Source organism: Pseudomonas sp. TE4620 (assembly GCF_056279045.1).
Genome location: NZ_JBWBQO010000001.1, coordinates 184,450 through 202,622, shown reverse-complemented (window position 1 = coordinate 202,622; position 18,173 = coordinate 184,450). Strand labels below are relative to the sequence as shown.

Below are 18,173 nucleotides of genomic sequence, written 5' to 3'. Positions count from 1 at the left end.
ATTCACGATTGTCACTTCGAGTTCGACCATGCAAGCAGATGCCCTTCTGACCCAGGATGAGCTGGACTTCATCCGCTCCATGCAGCACGCGGCCCAGCCCATCCCGGCTGAACCGGCGTCGCGCCTGATGGTCAATGGCGGCAGCGCAATCAAAAACCTGCTGACCCGACTGATCGCCGACGAGCAGGTAACCCTGCAGGCCCAGTTCAATAACCAGCAGATGACCTTTCCGCTGCAGTTGGTTGAAGACGAGTTCCATGCCCTGCACCTGCAACTGGGTGCACCGAACATCTATGAAGAAGGCGCCGTGGTTCGCCCCTGGCGCCTGACCCTGGAGCAACCGGTGGCACTGGAAGACGAGCTGGGCCTGAGTACCGGCTTGTGGGTGCGGGAAATCTCGTTCAAGGGTGTGTTGCTGGAAGTGCGCGAGCTGCCCGAACCACCAAAACACTTCGACCTCTGGTTCAGCCCCGACGGCGATGCCCCGATTGCCTTGCACGGCACCCTGCAGCGGCGCACCGGCGAACGCCTGGCCGCCTATAACCTGGGCCAGAGCTTGCCGGCTGAAATCGAGCGGCTACGCGAATACATTCTCCAGGCACACCGCCGCGCCCATCCGGAGCTGCACCCTCAAGAATCCAGGTGACCGGCCAGGTACTGCTGCAGCCGCCGGCGCATCAAGCGTCCTTCGCTGCCCAAACACGCGACTTGCGAGCCGATCAGGCTGTCCTGAGCCAGGTCCGCCGCCTCTCCCGCCAGCAACAACGGACACTCCAGTGCCAGCGCCAGGCGCGCCAGGCGCTTGGGTAAATCACTGGCCGGCGGATGATTGGAAAACAGCACCAGAGCATGCGGGGTCATGCGCTCGCAGACCAGGCCAAGCTCTTCCAGCGGCTGACCGAGGCCGAGCACGCTGATGGCGATTTCGCTGGTGCCGAGCAACAGCGCCGCCACTAGCAACTCAAGTTCCCGGCACTGGCCGGGGATCGCCGCCAGCAGCACGCGCACTTCCTGCTGCTCACGCGCCAGCTGCAAACGTTGCAACACCCGCCCGCGCAGGAAGCTGTCGAGAAACAGCCATTCACTGGCCTGGCCGAAAGCTTCGTGGGTACTGCGCAGCTCCTGCCAGACCGGCATAAGGATGTCCTGGAACACCACCAGCTGTGGATAACTGCTGAACACCTGGCCGTACACCCGCTCCAGGCGGCGCTCGTCGAATGCCCTCACGGCCTGGCGCAGCTGGGTTTGCCATTGGTTGAAATCGGCCTGGGATTCGTCGCTACGCGGTGACTGGCTTTCGCTCTTCAGATTCTGGCTTTTGGCCAAAATGCGCCCGACCTTGCTGACGGCAACCCCGCGCTCGATCCAGCCGAGGATGCTACGTACCTCGTCGATGTCCGCTTGCGAGTACAAACGGTGCCCACTTTCGGTGCGCGTGGGCTGAATCAGCCCATAACGGCGCTCCCAGGCACGCAGGGTGACCGGATTGATACCGGTCAGGCGGGATACTTCGCGGATCGGGAACAGTTCTTCGTGGTCAAACTCACGGGAATTCAATGAAGGCTGGTCTGGTTCGATCATTGCCGGGAAACCGCGGGTTTATGGGCCAATTGTCATTCTACTCCGCCAATCACCAGCACCACCATTGGCATTTCTAACAGGTGGGCGAGTACCAGCACTGACGAGTCAGCTTATTTAAGGAATAATCCGCGCCCGATTCTTGCATCGATTCTTGCACAGAAGCGAATACCGCCCAGCACCCCGGGCGGCGTTCAAGGGGCAGGCCTACCCGCCACGCCCAGTTGCCAGGAGATATACCATGTCTACCCCACCCGTAACCCTGATGGTTACCCGCCGCGTCGCCGATGGTCGCTACCAGGACCTGATGGCCTGGCTGCACGAAGGCGAACAGCTGGCCACCGACTTTCCCGGCTACCTGGGCTCGGGCGTGCTCGCGCCGCCGCCGCAAGGCGACGAATTCCAGATTATCTTCCGCTTTGCCAACGAGCAGACCATGCATGCCTGGGAGCATTCGGCCTCGCGCAAGGCCTGGCTGGCCCGTGGCAATGGCCTGTTCGCCGAGCCATCGGAACAGCGGGTCAGCGGCCTGGAAGGCTGGTTCGGCAATAACCCGGTGCAGCGCCCGCCGCGCTGGAAGCAGGCGGTGGCGATCTGGCTGGCGTTCTTTCCGGTGTCACTGCTGTTCAACCTGATCTTCGGCCACTGGCTGGGCGCGCTGGAGCTGGTGCCGCGCATCCTTCTCAGTACCCTGGGGCTGACGCCGTTGATGGTGTATTTCTTTATTCCATTGTCGACCCGCCTGCTGGCCAACTGGCTGAACGCTAGCCCCGCCCGCCCGGGGCCGCAGGGCGCGCGCAATCCCGCTTAGTTCGGGTATGCTGGGGGTTATCCAAGCGAACCAGTAAAAGTTGACCGCCCCCACCATGAACAGCCCAATTCTTGTCACCGGAGCCAGCCAGCGAGTCGGGCTGGCGCTGGCCCTGAACCTGGCGCAGGCCGGCCATACCGTGGTCAGCGCCAGCCGCAGCAAAAGCCCCGAGGCCGCGCACCCGAACATCATCCAGTTCCAGGCCGACCTGTGCCAGGAAGCCGACCGCCTGGCCCTGATCGAGCACCTGCAAAGCAATTACGACGGCTTGCGGGCGATCGTGCACAACGCCTCGTTGTGGCTCGACGATGACCTGGCCAACCTCAACACCATGTTCAAGCTGCACGTCGAGGCGCCCTACCACCTGAACCTGGCCCTCGGCGCGCAACTGGCCAAAGTCGACAAAGCCGACATCATCCATATCTGCGACGAGACCTCCTCGCGCGGCAGCGGCAGCCATATCGGCTATGCCGCCACCAAGGCCGCGCTGCAGAACATGGTGCTGTCGTTCGCTGCCAAGTACGCGCCGAGCATTCGCGTCAACGCGATCCTCCCGGGCTTGCTGATCCTCAAGGAAAACAGCGACGAGGCCTACCGCCAGCAGACCCTGAGAAAGGCCCTGCTGGAGTTCGAGCCCGGCGCCCAGCCGCTGATCGATGCCGTGCGTTTTCTGCTCGACAGCCAGTACAGCACCGGCAGCAACCTGGTCATCAACGGTGGCCGCCACCTGAAAAACCGCATCGCGGTAGACTGAACTACCGCTGTCACGAGAACGTCCATGAACGATCAACAGAAACTCGAACTTGAAGCCGCCGCCTTCCGCCGCCTGGTTGCCCATCTGGACAGCCGCAAGGACGTGCAGAACATCGACCTGATGAACCTCGCCGGCTTCTGCCGCAACTGCCTGTCCAAATGGTACAAGGCCGCCGCCGACGAAAAGCAGATCGAGCTGAGCATGGATGAGGCCCGCGAAGTGGTCTACGGCATGCCTTACGCCGAATGGAAATCCCTTTACCAGCAAGAAGCCAGCGCCGAACAACAAGCGGCGTTCGCCAAAGGAAAACCCAATGACTGACCTGAGTACCCTGCGCGCCAGCCTGAAATCCGGCGAACATGCCTTCGCCGACACCCTGGCCTTCATCGCTGCCAACTATAGCTACCAGCCACAAGCCTTCAACAACGGCGGCGTCGACAACGCAGCCGGGCAAAACGAAGGTTCGTGCAAGACCCTGGGCCTGGCCCTGCTTGAAGGCCTGAGCGATGACGAAGCCCTGCTGGCGTTCGGCGAGCACTACCGCTCGGTGCTGGCAACCCCGCAAGGCAGCGACCACAGCAACATTCGCGCGTTGATCGAGCATGGCCTGGCGGGCGTCAAGTTCGCCGCCCAGCCGCTCAAGCGCCTGGGCTGATCAAGCGCCCTGGCGTGCCTTCGGCCAGTTGCCCGTGCTGCAACCAGTGCAGGGCAATTGGCCACAGCCGGTCCTGGAAGCGGCTGTGGAAAAAGGCGAAATGACCGATCCGGCTTTCATCGATATCCCCCGGGGCGATGCGCAGATGGCTGCGCTCACTGGCCTCGAAGTACGCCAGTAAGCGCTCGATCGCCGCCACCGTGCCAAACGGGTCGTCACTCAGGCTGATGGCCAGGGTTTGCGCCCTGACCCGGGCGAAGGGCAATTCACCCAGCGCCCGGCCACTGGGGCGCTGCTCATACGCCGCCGTGCGCGTACTCCAGTCGCGCACCACCCCGGCCGGGGTGTCTTCCAGCCAGCCCAGGCGCTTGCCGGGAAAGTAACCGAACACGCGGGTCAGCAACGGCATCAGCACGTGCCATTTGCCGAACAGTTGCCAGCGGCTGTCGGCGGCATAGTCGCGCCAGTAGGCAAACTGCGCGCCCACTGTGACCAGCCGGCGCAATTGCCCCGCCGAAGGCGCCAGCCCCGCCGCGCAACCGCCAAAACTGTGGCCGACCACATCGATGGGCTGGCCGCGGAACTCGCGCTGGGCACGTTGCAGGATGGCTTCGAAATCCAGCACGCCCCAGTCGCTCCAGGATGCCTGGAAATGGCGCATGGACGCCGGACGCGACTCACCGATGCCACGATAGTCATAGGTGATGACATCCAGGCCATGGCCGAACAGGTACTGGGCAAAACGGGCGTAGTAGCTGCAGCGCACTGACGTGGCGGCATTGATGATCACCAGCGGGCGCGTGGCGTCCGGCACCTGCTGGCGCCAACAGAAACCGCCGAGGGCATAGCCATCGGCGGTGATCTCACGAAAGGCCTCGCCGCAGTTGCTGGCAACGGGCAAAGCCGGGAATGCTTCGAGACTGCTCATCGACCTCTGTCATGCCGAAGCCGCTACCCGCGGTGCAGGGACCTTGCGCAAACCGCTCAGTCGCGAGCCATCGTAGCGGGTTTCACGGAACAGGCGCCAGCGTCCGAACAGGCCATACACGTGCATCACCCGCCCCTGCTCGTGATAGCCCATGCGCAGATGCAGCTTGAGCGCCGGAATGTTGTGGGTTTCGCAGACGTCCACCACCTTGTGGCAGCCCTTTTCCCGCATGGCTTCCCACAAATTGACCTGGGCATCCACCGACAGCCGGGTGCCAAAGAAGGCACGGGTCATCTCGCCGCCGAACTCAAAGAACTCGCCGGGCTTCACCGGGAAGGTGCAGCCGTAGTAATGACGGTCGTGATAATCGCGCATGCTGGCAAAAATAAACGCCACGGCGTCGCCCTGCTCGTCCAGGTACATGTGCCCGGTGTGACCTTCGGCGGCCAGTTCGCGCATGGTCTGCACGCGGTCGCCAAAATAGCGGGCGAAGGCATCGGCGTTGTCCGTGGTGATTTGCACCAGGCGCACCGCAGGATGCTCACGCAGGTTGTGCGGCGGTACCGGGCTGATCAGGTCGCGCTCCATCCACAGCAACTCCCAATGGAAGAAGATGTAGCGCTCACACAGGGTTTTGAGGACCTTTTGCAGACCCTTTTGCCTGATCCGCTCTTTTAGTTTTTGCAGTCCACTCATGGTGCCTCCTGTCGAAACCTTGACGGTTTAAAGGGCATTTGAATGAGTGGTATAGATCAGTGCCGAGGAGGGGGTAGCAAAAGGCCACTGACATACTTGTTTCAAATTGTGTTTCGAGTTTGAAACTGTTGCCGCACCTGAGGAAAAACAGGTGCGACAACAAAGAGTTAGCAACGCCTAATTACAGCTCGACGCAGTCGAACCGTACGTCGGTCGCCACATCGGCGTCATAGTCAACATCCTGACGCTCGAAACCGAACAGGTTGAGGAACTGCTTCTTGTAACCGGCGTAGTCGGTCATTTCGAACAGGTTCTCGGTGGTCACCTGCGGCCACAGGGCCTTGCAGGCATCCTGTACGTCGTCACGCAGTTCCCAGTCGTCCAGGCGCAGGCGGCCTTTCTCGTCCAGCTGCGCCGGGGCACCGTCCGCACGGTACATACGGTCACGGAACATGCGATCCAGTTGATCCTGGGTCCCTTCGTGAACGCCCTTTTCCTGCATGATCTTGAAGACCATCGACAGGTACAGCGGCATTACCGGAATGGCCGAGCTGGCCTGGGTAACCACCGACTTGAGCACCGCCACGTTGGCGCTGCCACCGACCTTTTTGCTCAGGCGCAGGGCAGTTTCGTCCAGGTCCTGCTTGGCCTTGCCCAGGGCACCGTGCCAGTAGATCGGCCAGGTGATCTCGGTGCCGATGTAGCTGAAGGCCACGGTGCGCGCTTGCGGCGCCAGAACACCGGCGGCGTTCAGGGCGTCGATCCACAGCTCCCAGTCCTGGCCGCCCATGACGGTGACGGTGTCGGCAATTTCCTGTTCGGTAGCCGGCTCGATGGACGCCTCAATGATGGTGTCCTTGTTGGTGTCGATGGCGGTCGACTTGTACGGCTGGCCGATTGGCTTGAGCGCCGAGCGAACCAGCTCGCCGGCGCGCTCACCGGCCGAGGCAGGCAGTTTGCGCACTGGCGAGGCCAGCGAGTAGATCACCAGGTCGACCTGGCCGCCCATTTCGTTCTTGATCAGCTCGATGACCTTGGCCCGCGCTTCGTCAGAGAAGGCATCGCCATTGATCGACTTGCTGTACAGGCCTTCGGCCTTGGCGAACTTGTCGAAGGCGGCAGCGTTGTACCAGCCCGCGGTGCCGGCCTTGGTTTCAGTGCCCGGTTTTTCGAAGAACACGCCCAGGGTGTCGGCCTTGAAACCGAACGCTGCGGTGATGCGCGCTGCCAGGCCGTAGCCGCTGGATGCACCGATCACCAGTACTTTTTTCGGACCATCCTCGCGCACGCCCAGCTTGCGGGTGGCTTCGATCTGATCACGTACGTTCAGCTCGCAACCGGTCGGGTGCGTAGTGGTGCAGATAAAACCGCGGACTTTGGGATGGATGATGGCCAATGTCTGTACCTCGTCAGTGAATTTGCTGAGGGAGCCGAATCGCGTGGACTCGAGGTTCCGTTTGCTGTGAGGGTGAGACTACACCCGCAGCGTTGCCGACACATCCGGCTCCCTGGAATCCTGCAGGGCGCTACTTTGTCACAGCGCGGAAAACTTCAGCAACCGCTGATCTCAGACCCGGAACGCACCGATCAGACGCTTGAGTTCCAGCACCTGGGTCGACAGCTGGCGGCTGGCGTCCTCGGTCTGGTGCGCGCCCTGGGTGGTGTTTTCCGCCGCCCGGTTGATCTCGACGATGTTCTGGTCGATGTCATGGGCCACCGCCGTCTGCTGCTCCACTGCGGCGGCGATCTGCTGGTTCTGGTCGACGATACTGCCGATGGCGCCAAGGATGTTCTCCAGCGCCTGCTGCACCTGTTGCGACTCGCCGACGGTGCCCGAGGCCATCTGATGGCTGCTGTCCATGGCCTTGACGGCAGCCCCTACCCCGCCTTGCAGGCGCGAGATCATCTGCTCGATCTCCTCGGTGGAGTGCTGGGTGCGCTTGGCCAGGGTCCGCACTTCATCGGCGACCACGGCAAAGCCACGACCCTGCTCACCCGCCCGGGCCGCTTCGATAGCAGCGTTGAGGGCCAGCAGGTTGGTCTGCTCGGCGATGCTCTTGATCACCTCCAGCACCCGGCTGATAGCCTTGCTGTCGCTGGCCAGCTGGTTGATCACCGCCACCGACTGGTCGATTTCGCCGGCCAGGCGGGCGATATTGCCCTGCTGAGTTTGCACCAGGCCGCGGCCGCTGACAGTTTCGCGGTTGACGCCGTGGGCGCTGCTGACTGCCGCCGCGGCGCTGCGCGCTACCTCCTGGGCGGTGGCCGACATCTGGTTCATGGCCGTGGCCACCTGTTCGATCTGCCCACGCTGGCCGCTGACCGCCTGGTTGCTGCGCGCCGACACCGCGTGCACCTGCTCGGCCTGGCGCTCGACCTCGGCGACGGTGTGGCCGACCTGTTCGATCAGGTCATGAATGCGCCGCACGGTGCCGTTGAATACCTGGCCCAACTCGCCCAGTTCATCGCGGCTGCTGGCCTGGAAGTTCACCGTCATGTCACCGGCAGCGACCTTGTCCATCACCGCGCCGAGGCTTTTGAGGGTGTTGCGGGTCGAGGCGTAGAAGCCGCTGTAGAGGTAGACAATCAGCAGGAACACCGCGGCCAGCGCGCAGACCTGCAGGATCATGTGCGAGCGGTGTTCCGCCAGGCGTTGCTCGAGCTGGTGGCCGAGGAACTCGCCGACGGCGCTGTTGAGCGTGTAGGTCTGCTCGATCAAACCGCTGAACTGCTTGTAGAACCCCGGCCAGGGCGCGTCGAGGGTGTCGGCGACCACGACCTGCTCCTCGATCAGTTCACTGGCCTGCTTGAGCGACGCCTGGCTGCTGCTGGCCAGGCTGCCCAGCCGCGCTTGCGCGCCGGGCTCGGTAGCCAGCGCTTCATCCAGGCGGATGGCGTAGTCGGCGCCGAGTTTTTCCAGTTTCTGCAGCAGGTCATCGAAGCGTGCGCTGGACGCCGAATTGACAAAGCCCTGGCCCAGCGAATACGAGCCGATCGCCCGTCCCTCGCCGAGGGTCTGGGTCACCTGCGCAGTGACCGTGGTCATCAGTTCACTGAGCTGGCGAATCGCCGAGTCACTGTCCTGGCTGAGCCCGGACTGGCTGGCAACCACTTTACTGAGCACCTGGGCCTGGCCCAGCAGCTTGTCGAAAAACGCCACCTTGCTGGACAGCGAAGACTCGCCCTGGGCCGCCTTGAGGGTCTCGAGCATCTCGCTGCGCTTGTCATCAAAAGCCTTGACCTGTGCTTCATCGCCGCTCATTGCCGCCAAGGCGGACAGGCGCCGCTGCACCTGTTGCTCGACGCCGGCTATCTGCGTCTCGAGATCCGCGGCCTTGCCCGATTGGCCGAGCACGGCATTGATCTGCACCAGGTTGCCGAGGGCTTCCACCTCGCCGCGCAGGGCCAGGCTGCTGGCCAGCAACTCCAGGCTCTGCAGCTCGGTGCGGGTGGCGTGGAACTGCGCATAGGAATCGCGGACCAGGTAATAGTTGGTCACCAGCATGGGCAGGAAAAACAGAATACTGATCAGGCTGAACTTCATCCCGAAGCTCAGTCGGTTCATCAACGCGATGGCCGGATACAACAGGCTGTTCACAGGTGGCGCCCTCCGATTCTTATTGTTCTGCGCACAGTGGCACAAGGCCACTGAGTGTATTCAGCAGCACCTGTATAGCGCATATCGGATCGGGGGTTTGTAACTTAAGGTTAACCGGCTGCGGAGCGACCAACGGCCGCTCCGTCACGACTCTTAGCCAAGCACGGTCCACAGGGCGAAACAGGCGTACCAGAGCACTGCCGAGCGCAGCAGCAACTCCCACAGGTTATCCAGCCCGAGCAGACCATCGGGGCCTGCCGACGTGCTGGCCGGCAAATCACCGGCTACACGGCCAACTGTGCTGATCAAGCCGGCGGCACTGATGTGCCAGTTGAGCAGTTCGTGCAGCATCACCCGGCTGACCGCGACGAAGTTGCCAACCAGGGCAAAACTCACGCCCAGCACGCGCACCGGCGCCCAGTCAAAGGCGTGGCGCAGTTGCAAGGCATGCTCGCGCAACGCAGGGGTGCGCCCATGTTCGGCGGTCAGCGCCAATAGCCGATAGGCCAGGGCAGCCGCCGGGCCGAGCAGGAAGTACCAGAAAATCACCGCGAAAAAGCTCTGGTAGGCCTGCCACAACAGGTTGCCCTGCACCCGCTCCAGCAGTGCCTGGGCATCGTCGGCGGTCAGGCCCAGGTCGCGCTCGGCGACATGCACTGCCGCTTGCTCGTCACCACGGCGCCAGGCATCGCGAAACGGTCCTTGCGCGGCCTTGATGTCGCCACGACCGAGGCTGTAGATCAGCACCAGCAGGTGCACCGGCAAGGCCAGCAAACCGTAGGCCACCGGCTCCAGCACGTGCAGCAGCAAGGCCAGCAGGCCCACCGGCAGCAACACCAGGATGCCCAACACCCACCAGGGGTGGCGTCTGCCGTCACGCTCCAGGCGCGCAAGCTCGGTGACGAAAAAACCGTCGCGTTGCAGGCGCTGGCGCAGGGCCGAGAACTTCTCGAACCACAGCACCAGCAACAGCACCAGAAAACTCATGGGTGTTCCTCCTTGTCCTTGAGGCCGGCGCGGTAGCGCGGCCAGTCAAATGCATCACCAGGGTCGGTCTTGCGTCCCGGGGCAATGTCGCTGTGGCCCTGAATCCGTTCAGTGCCAATGGCTGGCCAGGCAGCCTGGATCTGCCGGGTCAATGTTTGTAGCGCCTGATACTGGGCATCGGTGAAAGGCAATTCATCAGTGCCTTCAAGCTCGATACCGATGGAAAAGTCGTTGCATGCCTCACGCCCGTCGAAACAGGACACTCCGGCATGCCAGGCGCGGTCCAGACAAGAGACAAACTGAGTGACCTTGCCGTCACGTTCGATGAGAAAGTGCGCCGACACGCGCAGGTGCTGGATACCTTCGAAATACGGGTGTTCGCTGGCATCCAGGCGGTTCTGGAAAAATTCCTGGACCTTGCCGGTACCGAACTGCGCTGGCGGCAAGCTGATGTTGTGGATAACCAGCAGGGAGATGACTTCGCCCTCGGCGCGGGCATTGCAGTTGGGCGAGGGACAGTGGCAAACGCCGGCGAACCAGCCAGTAGCGCGGTCCAGTTGCATAGAAAATCCTGAGACACGGGGGCACTGGCTCAGTATGCCCCGTGGTGACGCGGGATGCATCGTTAAAACGCGCAGGAAACTAGCGTGCCTGCGCCTGGCGTAACTGGCTGAGCACAGAGTCCAGGGCCCGGTCGAACAGCAGGGTGTCGTCCAGCTGGCGCACATGCCCGCGGCGCAAGGCCACGGCCAGGGCCATGCGCGACCATTCGCGGACCTTGAGGCCGGTACGGTTGACGAAGATGAAACGGTCGGTGCTGTCGATCTGGGCAATCAGCTTGCAGCGCTGCACCTCGTCTTCATCGAGCAGCTCGACCCAGGCACCGATGCGCAGGCGCTCGACCTGCAGCAATGCCGGGTCGTCATCGGCCAGGCGTACCTGGGCTGCTTGCGGCTCGCCGGCCTCAGGCGCGCGCAGGACGATTTCATCAAGCACCAGCACCCGCTCGCTGACGTCGTTGGGCACCACCCGCCCACCGACCACCGGCGTATCGAACATTTGCACATGGAGAATTTCAAGCTGGGCAAAGAATTCGCTGGTGGCAAACGGATCGAACGCGGCGCTGGCCAGGCCATCGCGCAAGGCCTTGAGCAGGCCCGGCACCAGCTCCAGCAGGCGCAGGCGCGCTACGTCTTCAGTGTGCGGTTGCACGCTCCAGATCAGCTCATCCATGGTCTCCAGGGCTTCGAGCCACTGGCTGGAGGTGTCGCCATGCTTGAGGCAGGCCAGCAACAGCACCTGGCTCCAGGCCTCTTCAAGCAAGCGCACAACCACCCGCGGCAGCGAGCGGCCGAGCAGGCGCCGGTTGAGCTCCTGCTGCACCCGCTGACGGGCCAAGGCGGTACGTGCGCGGCCTTCTTCAGCGTCGCGGGTGCGTTGTTCGAGCAGCTCATTGCGACGTCGCTCATCACTGCTGAAGGCGAGAAATTCGGCGAGCAGTTCGGAAAATATCGCCGGGTCGTCGACAAAGTCGCTGAGCAGGCGCTGGACGATTTTTTCTACCCGCAGGTACAGGCTGTCGCGCTGGCAATCATCGCTGGCGCCCCAGCCCATGGCCGCCGTGGCGATTTCGTTGAGCAGGCGCCGGGCCGGATGGCTGCTGCGGCTGAAAAAACTCTTGTCGAGGACCGCGACCTTGAGCATCGGGATTTGCATGCGGCCGATCAGGGCGCGCAGTGAACGCGGCAGGTTGCGATCGGCGAGGATGAACTCGAAGAGCATGGCGATCAGGTTGATGACATCTTCGTCGACCACCTCGATCTTGCGGTAGGTGCCGCTCTTTACGCTGACCCGGGTCAGCAACTGTTCAAGCTGCTGGTGCAGGTCGAAGTCATCGGTCTGCGCTGTCGGCGGCACGTAATGCTGCAGGTGCGAAAGCAGGCGCAACAGGTCACGGGTGCTGATCGCCTGGACCTGCTCACAGGCCTCCAGGCGCGGGGCAACTCGCCCGCGCACCGGCGACAGCAGCGCCTGCAACGAGGCAAATACCGCCTGGCCGTTGGCATCCAGCGGATCACTGGGCGATTGCTGGTCGGTTGTGCTGGCCGCAGCCTCGCGCTCAGCCGGCGGGCGGTCCTGGGCGCGGCGTCGCGGCACGGCCTTGAGTTCGGGCAACACGCCGGTGGCAATCAGCAACTGGTTGGCCTCGCCGTACAACTGGTCGGCATCGTGCAGCACATAGCGCTCAAACAATTTGAGGATGATCAGCTTGACCTTGATGCCCACGCCCAGGCTGCGCCCGGCGCGCAAAAAATAATCGCACAGCATCGCCGGGCCCAGCGGGTTGCGCGGATCGTCCAGGGCCTGGCCGACCAGGGCGCTGAAGCGCAAGGTCAACTGGTTGAGGGCGATTCCGTCGCGGGCCAGCACCCGCGCGACCATGGCATCCAGGGCCACGGTACGTTCCAGCTCGTCATTGGCCACCAGCGCCAGGCGGTCGTAGCCATGGCTGTGCAGGGCCGGCAGGGCATCGGGCTGGCCGATCTGCACGAACGCTTCATAGAAATGGTCGAGGTAACCGCGCTCGATGTTCTTGCGCTTGAGGCGCAGGTCGCGCATGGCTTCGAAAAGGATGTTCTGTTCAACGTTGCTCGCGGCCTTGTCGGCCATCTCGAACAGGGTGTCGTCGGCGTTGTCGAACAACGCCTGCAGGCCCTGGCGCAGTTGCAGCGCGGCCTTGTCACGTACCTGCAGAAGCACCACCGGCAGACGAGCGAGGGGCGCTGTGTGCGCCTGATCGGTGATGGCCTTGATCGGCACCACCTTCCCGTCGTTGTGCATCCTGGTCTCCTTGCAGGTTCGATTTTGAGCTTTTTAGCGGTCGTCAAAGCTATGACGCCAAATACAAGGCGCATTATCGAGTAAAAACCTCCTGCTCGCCAGTGCGCACATGCCGCTGCTGATAGACCGGTGCATGGACAAAAAGCTCAGTTGGCCTGACCAAAGGTCAAGCTTTGGCCGCCACTACAGTGTTTGCTGCAAGCGCGGGCTGCCCTGCCCTATAATCGCCAGCACTTAGCTTGTGGAGCCCGCCATGCCGAATTTACGCCTCGCCGACCTGACCGCCGAAATCGAAGCCAACGTGCGCCGTGCGTTGCTTGAAGACATCGGCAGTGGCGACATCACCGCCCAGTTGATCCCGGCCGAGCGCCTGGCCAAGGCCACCATCATTACCCGCGATGACTGCGTGATTGCCGGCACGGCCTGGGTCGACGCGGTGTTCCGCCAACTCGACCCACGGGTTGCGGTGCACTGGCAGGTCGCTGATGGCGAGCGCGCCAGCGCCAACCAGGTACTGTTCCACCTCGAAGGCCCGGCCCGATCCTTGCTCAGTGGCGAGCGCTCGGCGCTTAACTTCCTGCAGATGCTCTCAGGCGTCGCCAGCCACGCGCAGTTCCTCGCCGACAAGGTCGCCGACACCCAGGTCAAACTGCTCGACACCCGCAAGACCCTGCCCGGCCTGCGCCTGGCGCAAAAGTACGCGGTCACCTGCGGCGGCTGCCATAACCACCGCATCGGCCTCTACGACGCCTTCCTGATCAAGGAAAACCACATCGCCGCCAGCGGTGGCATCGCCCAGGCGATCAGCGCCGCGCACCGCATTGCCCCGGGCAAGCCGGTAGAAATCGAGGTCGAAAGCCTGGATGAGCTCAAAGAAGCGCTGGAAGCGGGCGCCGACATCATCATGCTCGATGAACTGAGCCTGGACGACATGCGCGAAGCGGTGCGCCTGAATGCCGGCAAGGCCAAGCTGGAAGCCAGCGGCGGGGTGACGGAAAGCACCTTGCGGGTGATCGCTGAAACGGGTGTCGACTACATCTCCATCGGAGCGATGACCAAGGATGTAAAAGCGGTGGACCTGTCCATGCGCCTGAGCCTCTGAGGCAGAATGCAGAGACAAAAAAACCGGCCATCAGGCCGGTTTTTTTGTTCACCATCAAACCTGTCAGAGCGCTGCGTTCTGCAGCCCATCCAGGTAACGCTCGACATCCAGCGCGGCCATGCAGCCGGCACCGGCCGAGGTGATGGCCTGGCGGTACACGTGGTCAGCCACGTCACCGGCAGCGAACACACCTTCAACGTTGGTCGCGGTGGCGTTGCCGTCACGGCCACCGTTGACTACCAGGTAGCCGTCTTTCAAGGTCAATTGGCCTTCGAACAGCGAGGTGTTCGGGGTGTGACCGATGGCGATGAACACGCCGTCGACCTTGATTTCGTCGAAGCTGCCGTCGTTGTTCTTCAGGCGCGCACCGGTGACGCCCATGTCGTCGCCCAGCACTTCGTCCAGGGTGGCATTGAGTTTCAGCTCGATCTTGCCTTCGGCCACGCGGGCGTTGAGCTTGTCGATGAGGATCTTCTCGGCACGGAAGGTCTCGCGGCGGTGAACCAGGGTGACCTTGCTGGCGATGTTGGCCAGGTACAGGGCTTCCTCGACGGCGGTGTTGCCACCACCGACCACGGCGACCGGCTTGTTGCGGTAGAAGAAACCGTCGCAGGTCGCGCAGGCGGAAACGCCTTTGCCCATGAACGCTTCTTCCGATGGCAGGCCCAGGTAGCGAGCGCTGGCGCCGGTGGCGATGATCAGTGCGTCGCAGGTGTAGGTGGCGCTGTCGCCCTTGAGGGTGTACGGCTTGCTGGCCAGGTCAACGGCGTTGATGTGGTCGAACACCACTTCGGTTTCGAAACGCTCGGCGTGTTCCTGCATGCGTTGCATCAGCGCCGGGCCGGTCAGGCCGTGGGCGTCGCCCGGCCAGTTGTCGACTTCGGTGGTGGTGGTCAGCTGGCCGCCAGCTTGCATGCCGGTGATCAGCAGCGGCTTGAGGTTGGCGCGCGCGGCATAGACGGCGGCGCTGTAACCGGCAGGGCCGGAACCGAGGATGATCACTCGCGAATGGCGTACTTCAGACATGTCACACTCCTGTCGAGCTGGCACTTGCTGGCCAGCATCGTTTTGCCGGGATTGCCGGCTGGAATAAAAAAGAACCTGCGAAGCACTTGGGGAAGGCTTTGGGTCGCAGGTCCTGAAAAGCGTTAAGCCACAGCCTTACAGGCTGGCAGCGTTTTCGGCCAGGTAGTCGGCAACGCCCTTGGCGTCGGCCTTCATGCCTTTCTGGCCCTTGCGCCAGCCGGCCGGGCAGACCTCACCGTGCTGTTCGGTGAACTGCAGGGCTTCGACCAGGCGGATCATCTCGTCGACTTCACGGCCCAGCGGCAGGTTGTTGACCACCTGGTGCTGGACAACGCCTTGCTGGTCGATCAGGAACGAGGCACGCAGGGCCACGCCGTCATCGTGCTCGATACCGTAGGCACGGGTGATCTCGTGCTTGACGTCGGCGACCATGGTGAACTCGACCGCGCCGATACCGCCCTTCTCCACCGGCGTGCTGCGCCAGGCGTGGTGGGTGAACTGCGAGTCGATGGAAACACCGACCACTTCCACACCCAGCTCGCGGAACTTGTCCATGCGGTTGTTGTGAGCAATGATTTCCGACGGGCAGACAAAGGTGAAGTCCAGCGGCCAGAAGAACAGCACGACGTACTTGCCGCGCAGGGAAGAAAGCTTGAAGCTGTCGACGATCGAACCGTCGCCCAACACTGCCGCCGCGTCGAAATCAGGGGCTTGCTTGTTGACCAGAATGCTCATGGAAACTCCTTGAAAGTCAGAATTCGAAGGCGTTGAAAAGATGTGCGCACTTTAGCGAGGTGGCAGAGATTAAGGAAATATCCTTAGACAATCCACCTTATAGGCCGGCTCTATTCATCAGCAAAGGCGCGCGCGGTTTATCTATGAGCCCTGGCCGAAGATGCTGCCGAGGTTTTGTTACAGCCCGTTTCTCGCTCTGCGCCGCGCTTTCGCCCGTCGCGCAAACTCGGTAAGGTCAGCGCGTTTGCCTTTACCCGGAGCCTTCCCTTATATGCAAGCCCCTGTCCTCTCTGGCCCACAGTACCTGCGTGAAGGGCTGAAACTGGTCCTGAGCCCGAGCCTGCGCCTGTTCGTGTTGCTGCCGCTGGCAGTCAACCTGCTGCTGTTCGTTGGCCTGATCTACCTGGCCGGCCACCAGTTCAGCCTCTGGGTCGACTCGCTGATGCCCAGCCTGCCGAGCTGGCTGAGCTTTCTCAACTACGTGCTGTGGCCGCTGTTCGTGGTGCTGGTGGGGCTGATGGTGTTCTTCACCTTCACCATGCTGGCCAACATCATTGCCGCGCCGTTCAATGGTTTCCTGGCGGAAAAGGTCGAAGTGGTGGTGCGCGGTACCGATGACTTTCCGGCCTTCAGCTGGGCCGAACTCACCGCCATGGTGCCCCGTACCCTGGGCCGCGAAGCGCGCAAGCTGGGCTACTTCCTGCCACGGGCGATCGGTCTGTTCATCCTCTCGCTGATCCCGGTGGTGAACATCATCGCCGCGCCGCTGTGGCTGCTGTTCGGGATCTGGATGATGGCCATCCAGTACATCGACTACCCGGCCGACAACCACAAGATGAGCTGGCAGGACATGCTCGCCTGGCTGCGCGAAAAGCGCTGGCAGAGCCTGGGTTTTGGTGGCTCGGTGTACCTGGTGCTGCTGGTGCCGTTTCTCAACATCCTGATGATGCCGGCAGCAGTGGCTGGCGCCACGCTGTTCTGGGTCCGCGAGCGTACCTGAAGCAGCGCCGCGTAGCCGCCCGGCTACGCGGCATAACCATCAGCTCGACAGCTGGTTGGAAAACTGCCCTACCGCGTTGACCACCTTCTGTGCACCGTCCTGAATCTCGACGATCACCGTGCCGGTCTGCCCGGCCAGTGACAGGCCCTGCTCGGCCTGGCGCTTGCTGCTGTCGATGATGTCCACCGCTGCCTTGGCCAGTTGTTCGTTCTGCTGCACCACCCGGGCGATTTCCTCGGTGGCGGTGCTGGTGCGCGAGGCCAGTTGCCGGACCTCGTCGGCGACCACGGCAAAGCCGCGGCCCTGCTCACCGGCACGTGCGGCCTCGATGGCGGCGTTGAGGGCCAGCAGGTTGGTCTGCCCGGCAATGTCGCTGATGGTCTTGATGATCGAGCCGATCACCTGCGACTGCTTGTCCAGCGCCTCGATGCCTTCGGCAGCCTCCTGCATGTAAGTTTCCAGGCCGCGCATGACGTCAACGGTCTGGGTCACCACTTCGGTGGCCTTGCGCGCACAGGCGTCGGTTTCCAGCGAGGTGGTGTAGGCAATGTCGGCGGCCTGGGCCACGGCCGTTTCCTGGTTGACCTGATCGGTGATCACGGTGGCGAACTTGACCACTTTGTAGAGCACGTCGTGGGCATCGATGATCGGGTTGTAAGACGCCTCCAGCCACACCACGCGGCCATGGGCATCAATGCGCTTGAAGCGTTCGGCGACGAACTCACCACGGCGCAGCTTGTCCCAGAACGCGTGATAGCCCACCGAGTTGTACTCTTCCGGCTCGCAGAACAGACGGTGATGCTTGCCCACCACCTGGTCGAGCTTGTAGCCCATGGTCTGCAGGAAGCGCTCGTTGGCGGCCAGCACCTCACCGTTGAGGTTGAACTCGATCACCGCCGTGGAGCGCATCAGCGCCTTGATCAGGCTCTCGTGCTCGCGGGAGGTTTCAATGGTGCGGGTCAGGTCGCTGGAGTGCAGGGTGAAATACTTGATGCGCCCTTCGCTGTTTTTCACCGGCTGCAGGATCGAGCGCAGCCAGGCCTCTTCGCCATTGCCCCGCAGCAGGCGGAAAGCACCATTGAGATGCTCGCTACGGGCAATGGCGTGCTTCATGCGCTGGTAAAAGTCGAGTTGCTTGACGTGCGCCGGGACGATTTCCTCGATGTTGCGGCCAATCAGTTGATGGCTGCTGTAGAGCATCTCTTTTTCGAAATTGCTGTTGACCGATTCGATGCGCCCCTGCGGATCGAGCTGCAGCACCAGCATCTCACTGTCGAGGCTGCACTTTACTTGCTCCACTGATTGCAGTTCTTCGCGCAGCCGGAGGATTTCTTGCTTGAGTTTGCTGTTGAACATGACGCTCTCCCGGAGCGAAATCAGTCATTCGAATGCTTCTGCATCGGCTGGCGGACCTGCAATCTTGAGTCACTTGCTGGGAAATATTTGCGCACCTGTAATCGCC

16 protein-coding genes and 4 pseudogenes are annotated in these 18,173 nt (G+C 62.5%); 7 read left to right on the top strand and 13 right to left on the bottom strand.

The features are described 5' to 3' along the window. Positions 1–28 precede the first annotated feature (28 nt). Complete coding sequence (locus ACZ9A3_RS00960) at positions 29–646, top strand: hypothetical protein (protein WP_093387998.1); 618 nt, start codon at positions 29–31, stop codon at positions 644–646. Here ACZ9A3_RS00960 and ACZ9A3_RS00955 read toward each other — a convergent pair. Then, positions 631–1,581: a MerR family transcriptional regulator gene (locus ACZ9A3_RS00955; RefSeq protein WP_176794344.1), complete on the bottom strand. Its 951-nt coding sequence runs from the start codon at positions 1,579–1,581 to the stop codon at positions 631–633. The genes ACZ9A3_RS00960 and ACZ9A3_RS00955 overlap by 16 nt on opposite strands. A gap of 238 nt (positions 1,582–1,819) precedes the next feature. On the opposite strand from ACZ9A3_RS00955, the gene ACZ9A3_RS00950 reads away from it, so the two are divergent. The 4 genes from ACZ9A3_RS00950 to ACZ9A3_RS00935 are packed head-to-tail and all read left to right on the top strand — an operon-like array spanning position 1,820 to position 3,798. Continuing rightward, positions 1,820–2,389 carry an antibiotic biosynthesis monooxygenase gene (locus tag ACZ9A3_RS00950; protein ID WP_045196096.1) on the top strand — a complete coding sequence of 190 codons (570 nt, stop codon included), beginning with the start codon at positions 1,820–1,822 and terminating at the stop codon, positions 2,387–2,389. Between the two features lie 55 nt (positions 2,390–2,444). Continuing rightward, the gene (folM, locus tag ACZ9A3_RS00945; protein ID WP_093387995.1) at positions 2,445–3,143 is read left to right on the top strand and encodes a dihydromonapterin reductase; all 699 of its coding nucleotides are present in this window, start codon (positions 2,445–2,447) and stop codon (positions 3,141–3,143) included. Between the two features lie 24 nt (positions 3,144–3,167). Next, positions 3,168–3,464: a DUF1244 domain-containing protein gene (locus tag ACZ9A3_RS00940; protein ID WP_045196092.1), complete on the top strand. Its 297-nt coding sequence runs from the start codon at positions 3,168–3,170 to the stop codon at positions 3,462–3,464. Then, positions 3,457–3,798, top strand: a complete 342-nt coding sequence (locus ACZ9A3_RS00935) for a HopJ type III effector protein (protein ID WP_045196090.1) — start codon at positions 3,457–3,459, stop codon at positions 3,796–3,798. Before ACZ9A3_RS00940 ends, ACZ9A3_RS00935 begins: the two co-directional genes overlap by 8 nt. Here the strand turns inward: ACZ9A3_RS00935 and ACZ9A3_RS00930 are convergent. The 8 genes and pseudogenes from ACZ9A3_RS00930 to ACZ9A3_RS00895 form a co-directional block, all read right to left on the bottom strand. Next, positions 3,782–4,726: an alpha/beta hydrolase family protein gene (locus ACZ9A3_RS00930; protein ID WP_213602408.1), complete on the bottom strand. Its 945-nt coding sequence runs from the start codon at positions 4,724–4,726 to the stop codon at positions 3,782–3,784. The two genes, ACZ9A3_RS00935 and ACZ9A3_RS00930, sit on opposite strands and share 17 nt — an antisense overlap. A 9-nt stretch (positions 4,727–4,735) precedes the next feature. Then, positions 4,736–5,422 carry a GNAT family N-acetyltransferase gene (locus tag ACZ9A3_RS00925; protein ID WP_045196087.1) on the bottom strand — a complete coding sequence of 229 codons (687 nt, stop codon included), beginning with the start codon at positions 5,420–5,422 and terminating at the stop codon, positions 4,736–4,738. Between the two features lie 181 nt (positions 5,423–5,603). After that, positions 5,604–6,818: an enoyl-ACP reductase FabV gene (gene fabV, locus ACZ9A3_RS00920; RefSeq protein WP_045196085.1), complete on the bottom strand. Its 1,215-nt coding sequence runs from the start codon at positions 6,816–6,818 to the stop codon at positions 5,604–5,606. 171 nt (positions 6,819–6,989) lie between these two features. Then, positions 6,990–7,562 (bottom strand): annotated as a pseudogene (locus ACZ9A3_RS00915) (methyl-accepting chemotaxis protein); the annotation flags it as partial. Between the two features lie 282 nt (positions 7,563–7,844). Further along, positions 7,845–8,051: pseudogene (locus ACZ9A3_RS00910) on the bottom strand (HAMP domain-containing protein); the annotation flags it as partial. 1,122 nt (positions 8,052–9,173) lie between these two features. Next, entirely contained in the window at positions 9,174–10,007 is an 834-nt protein-coding gene (ampE, locus tag ACZ9A3_RS00905; protein ID WP_045196081.1) for a regulatory signaling modulator protein AmpE, read from the bottom strand. After that, positions 10,004–10,570, bottom strand: a complete 567-nt coding sequence (ampD, locus tag ACZ9A3_RS00900) for a 1,6-anhydro-N-acetylmuramyl-L-alanine amidase AmpD (protein ID WP_093387983.1) — start codon at positions 10,568–10,570, stop codon at positions 10,004–10,006. Before ampD ends, ampE begins: the two co-directional genes overlap by 4 nt. A gap of 79 nt (positions 10,571–10,649) precedes the next feature. After that, a complete protein-coding gene (locus tag ACZ9A3_RS00895) occupies positions 10,650–12,848 on the bottom strand; it encodes a DUF1631 domain-containing protein (protein WP_476252043.1) in 2,199 nt (732 codons plus the stop codon). Positions 12,849–13,101: 253 nt separating this feature from the next. Between ACZ9A3_RS00895 and nadC the strand changes: the two genes are divergently transcribed. Next, positions 13,102–13,950: a carboxylating nicotinate-nucleotide diphosphorylase gene (gene nadC, locus ACZ9A3_RS00890; protein WP_045196075.1), complete on the top strand. Its 849-nt coding sequence runs from the start codon at positions 13,102–13,104 to the stop codon at positions 13,948–13,950. A 63-nt stretch (positions 13,951–14,013) separates the two neighbouring features. On the opposite strand, the gene trxB is transcribed toward nadC, so the two are convergent. Both trxB and ACZ9A3_RS00880 read right to left on the bottom strand, forming a co-directional pair. Further along, positions 14,014–14,976, bottom strand: a complete 963-nt coding sequence (trxB, locus tag ACZ9A3_RS00885; RefSeq protein ID WP_045196073.1) for a thioredoxin-disulfide reductase — start codon at positions 14,974–14,976, stop codon at positions 14,014–14,016. Positions 14,977–15,111: 135 nt separating this feature from the next. Next, a complete protein-coding gene (locus tag ACZ9A3_RS00880) occupies positions 15,112–15,711 on the bottom strand; it encodes a peroxiredoxin (protein WP_038993853.1) in 600 nt (199 codons plus the stop codon). Between the two features lie 271 nt (positions 15,712–15,982). On the opposite strand from ACZ9A3_RS00880, the gene cysZ reads away from it, so the two are divergent. Next, on the top strand, positions 15,983–16,711 hold the full coding sequence (gene cysZ / locus ACZ9A3_RS00875; RefSeq protein WP_045196071.1) for a sulfate transporter CysZ: 729 nt from the start codon (positions 15,983–15,985) through the stop codon (positions 16,709–16,711). Between the two features lie 39 nt (positions 16,712–16,750). Here the strand turns inward: cysZ and ACZ9A3_RS00870 are convergent. After that, positions 16,751–17,110: pseudogene (locus ACZ9A3_RS00870) on the bottom strand (methyl-accepting chemotaxis protein); the annotation flags it as partial. Positions 17,111–17,341: 231 nt separating this feature from the next. Continuing rightward, positions 17,342–17,977, bottom strand: a pseudogene (locus ACZ9A3_RS00865) (PAS domain-containing protein); the annotation flags it as partial. Between the last annotated feature and the right edge of the window lie 196 nt (positions 17,978–18,173).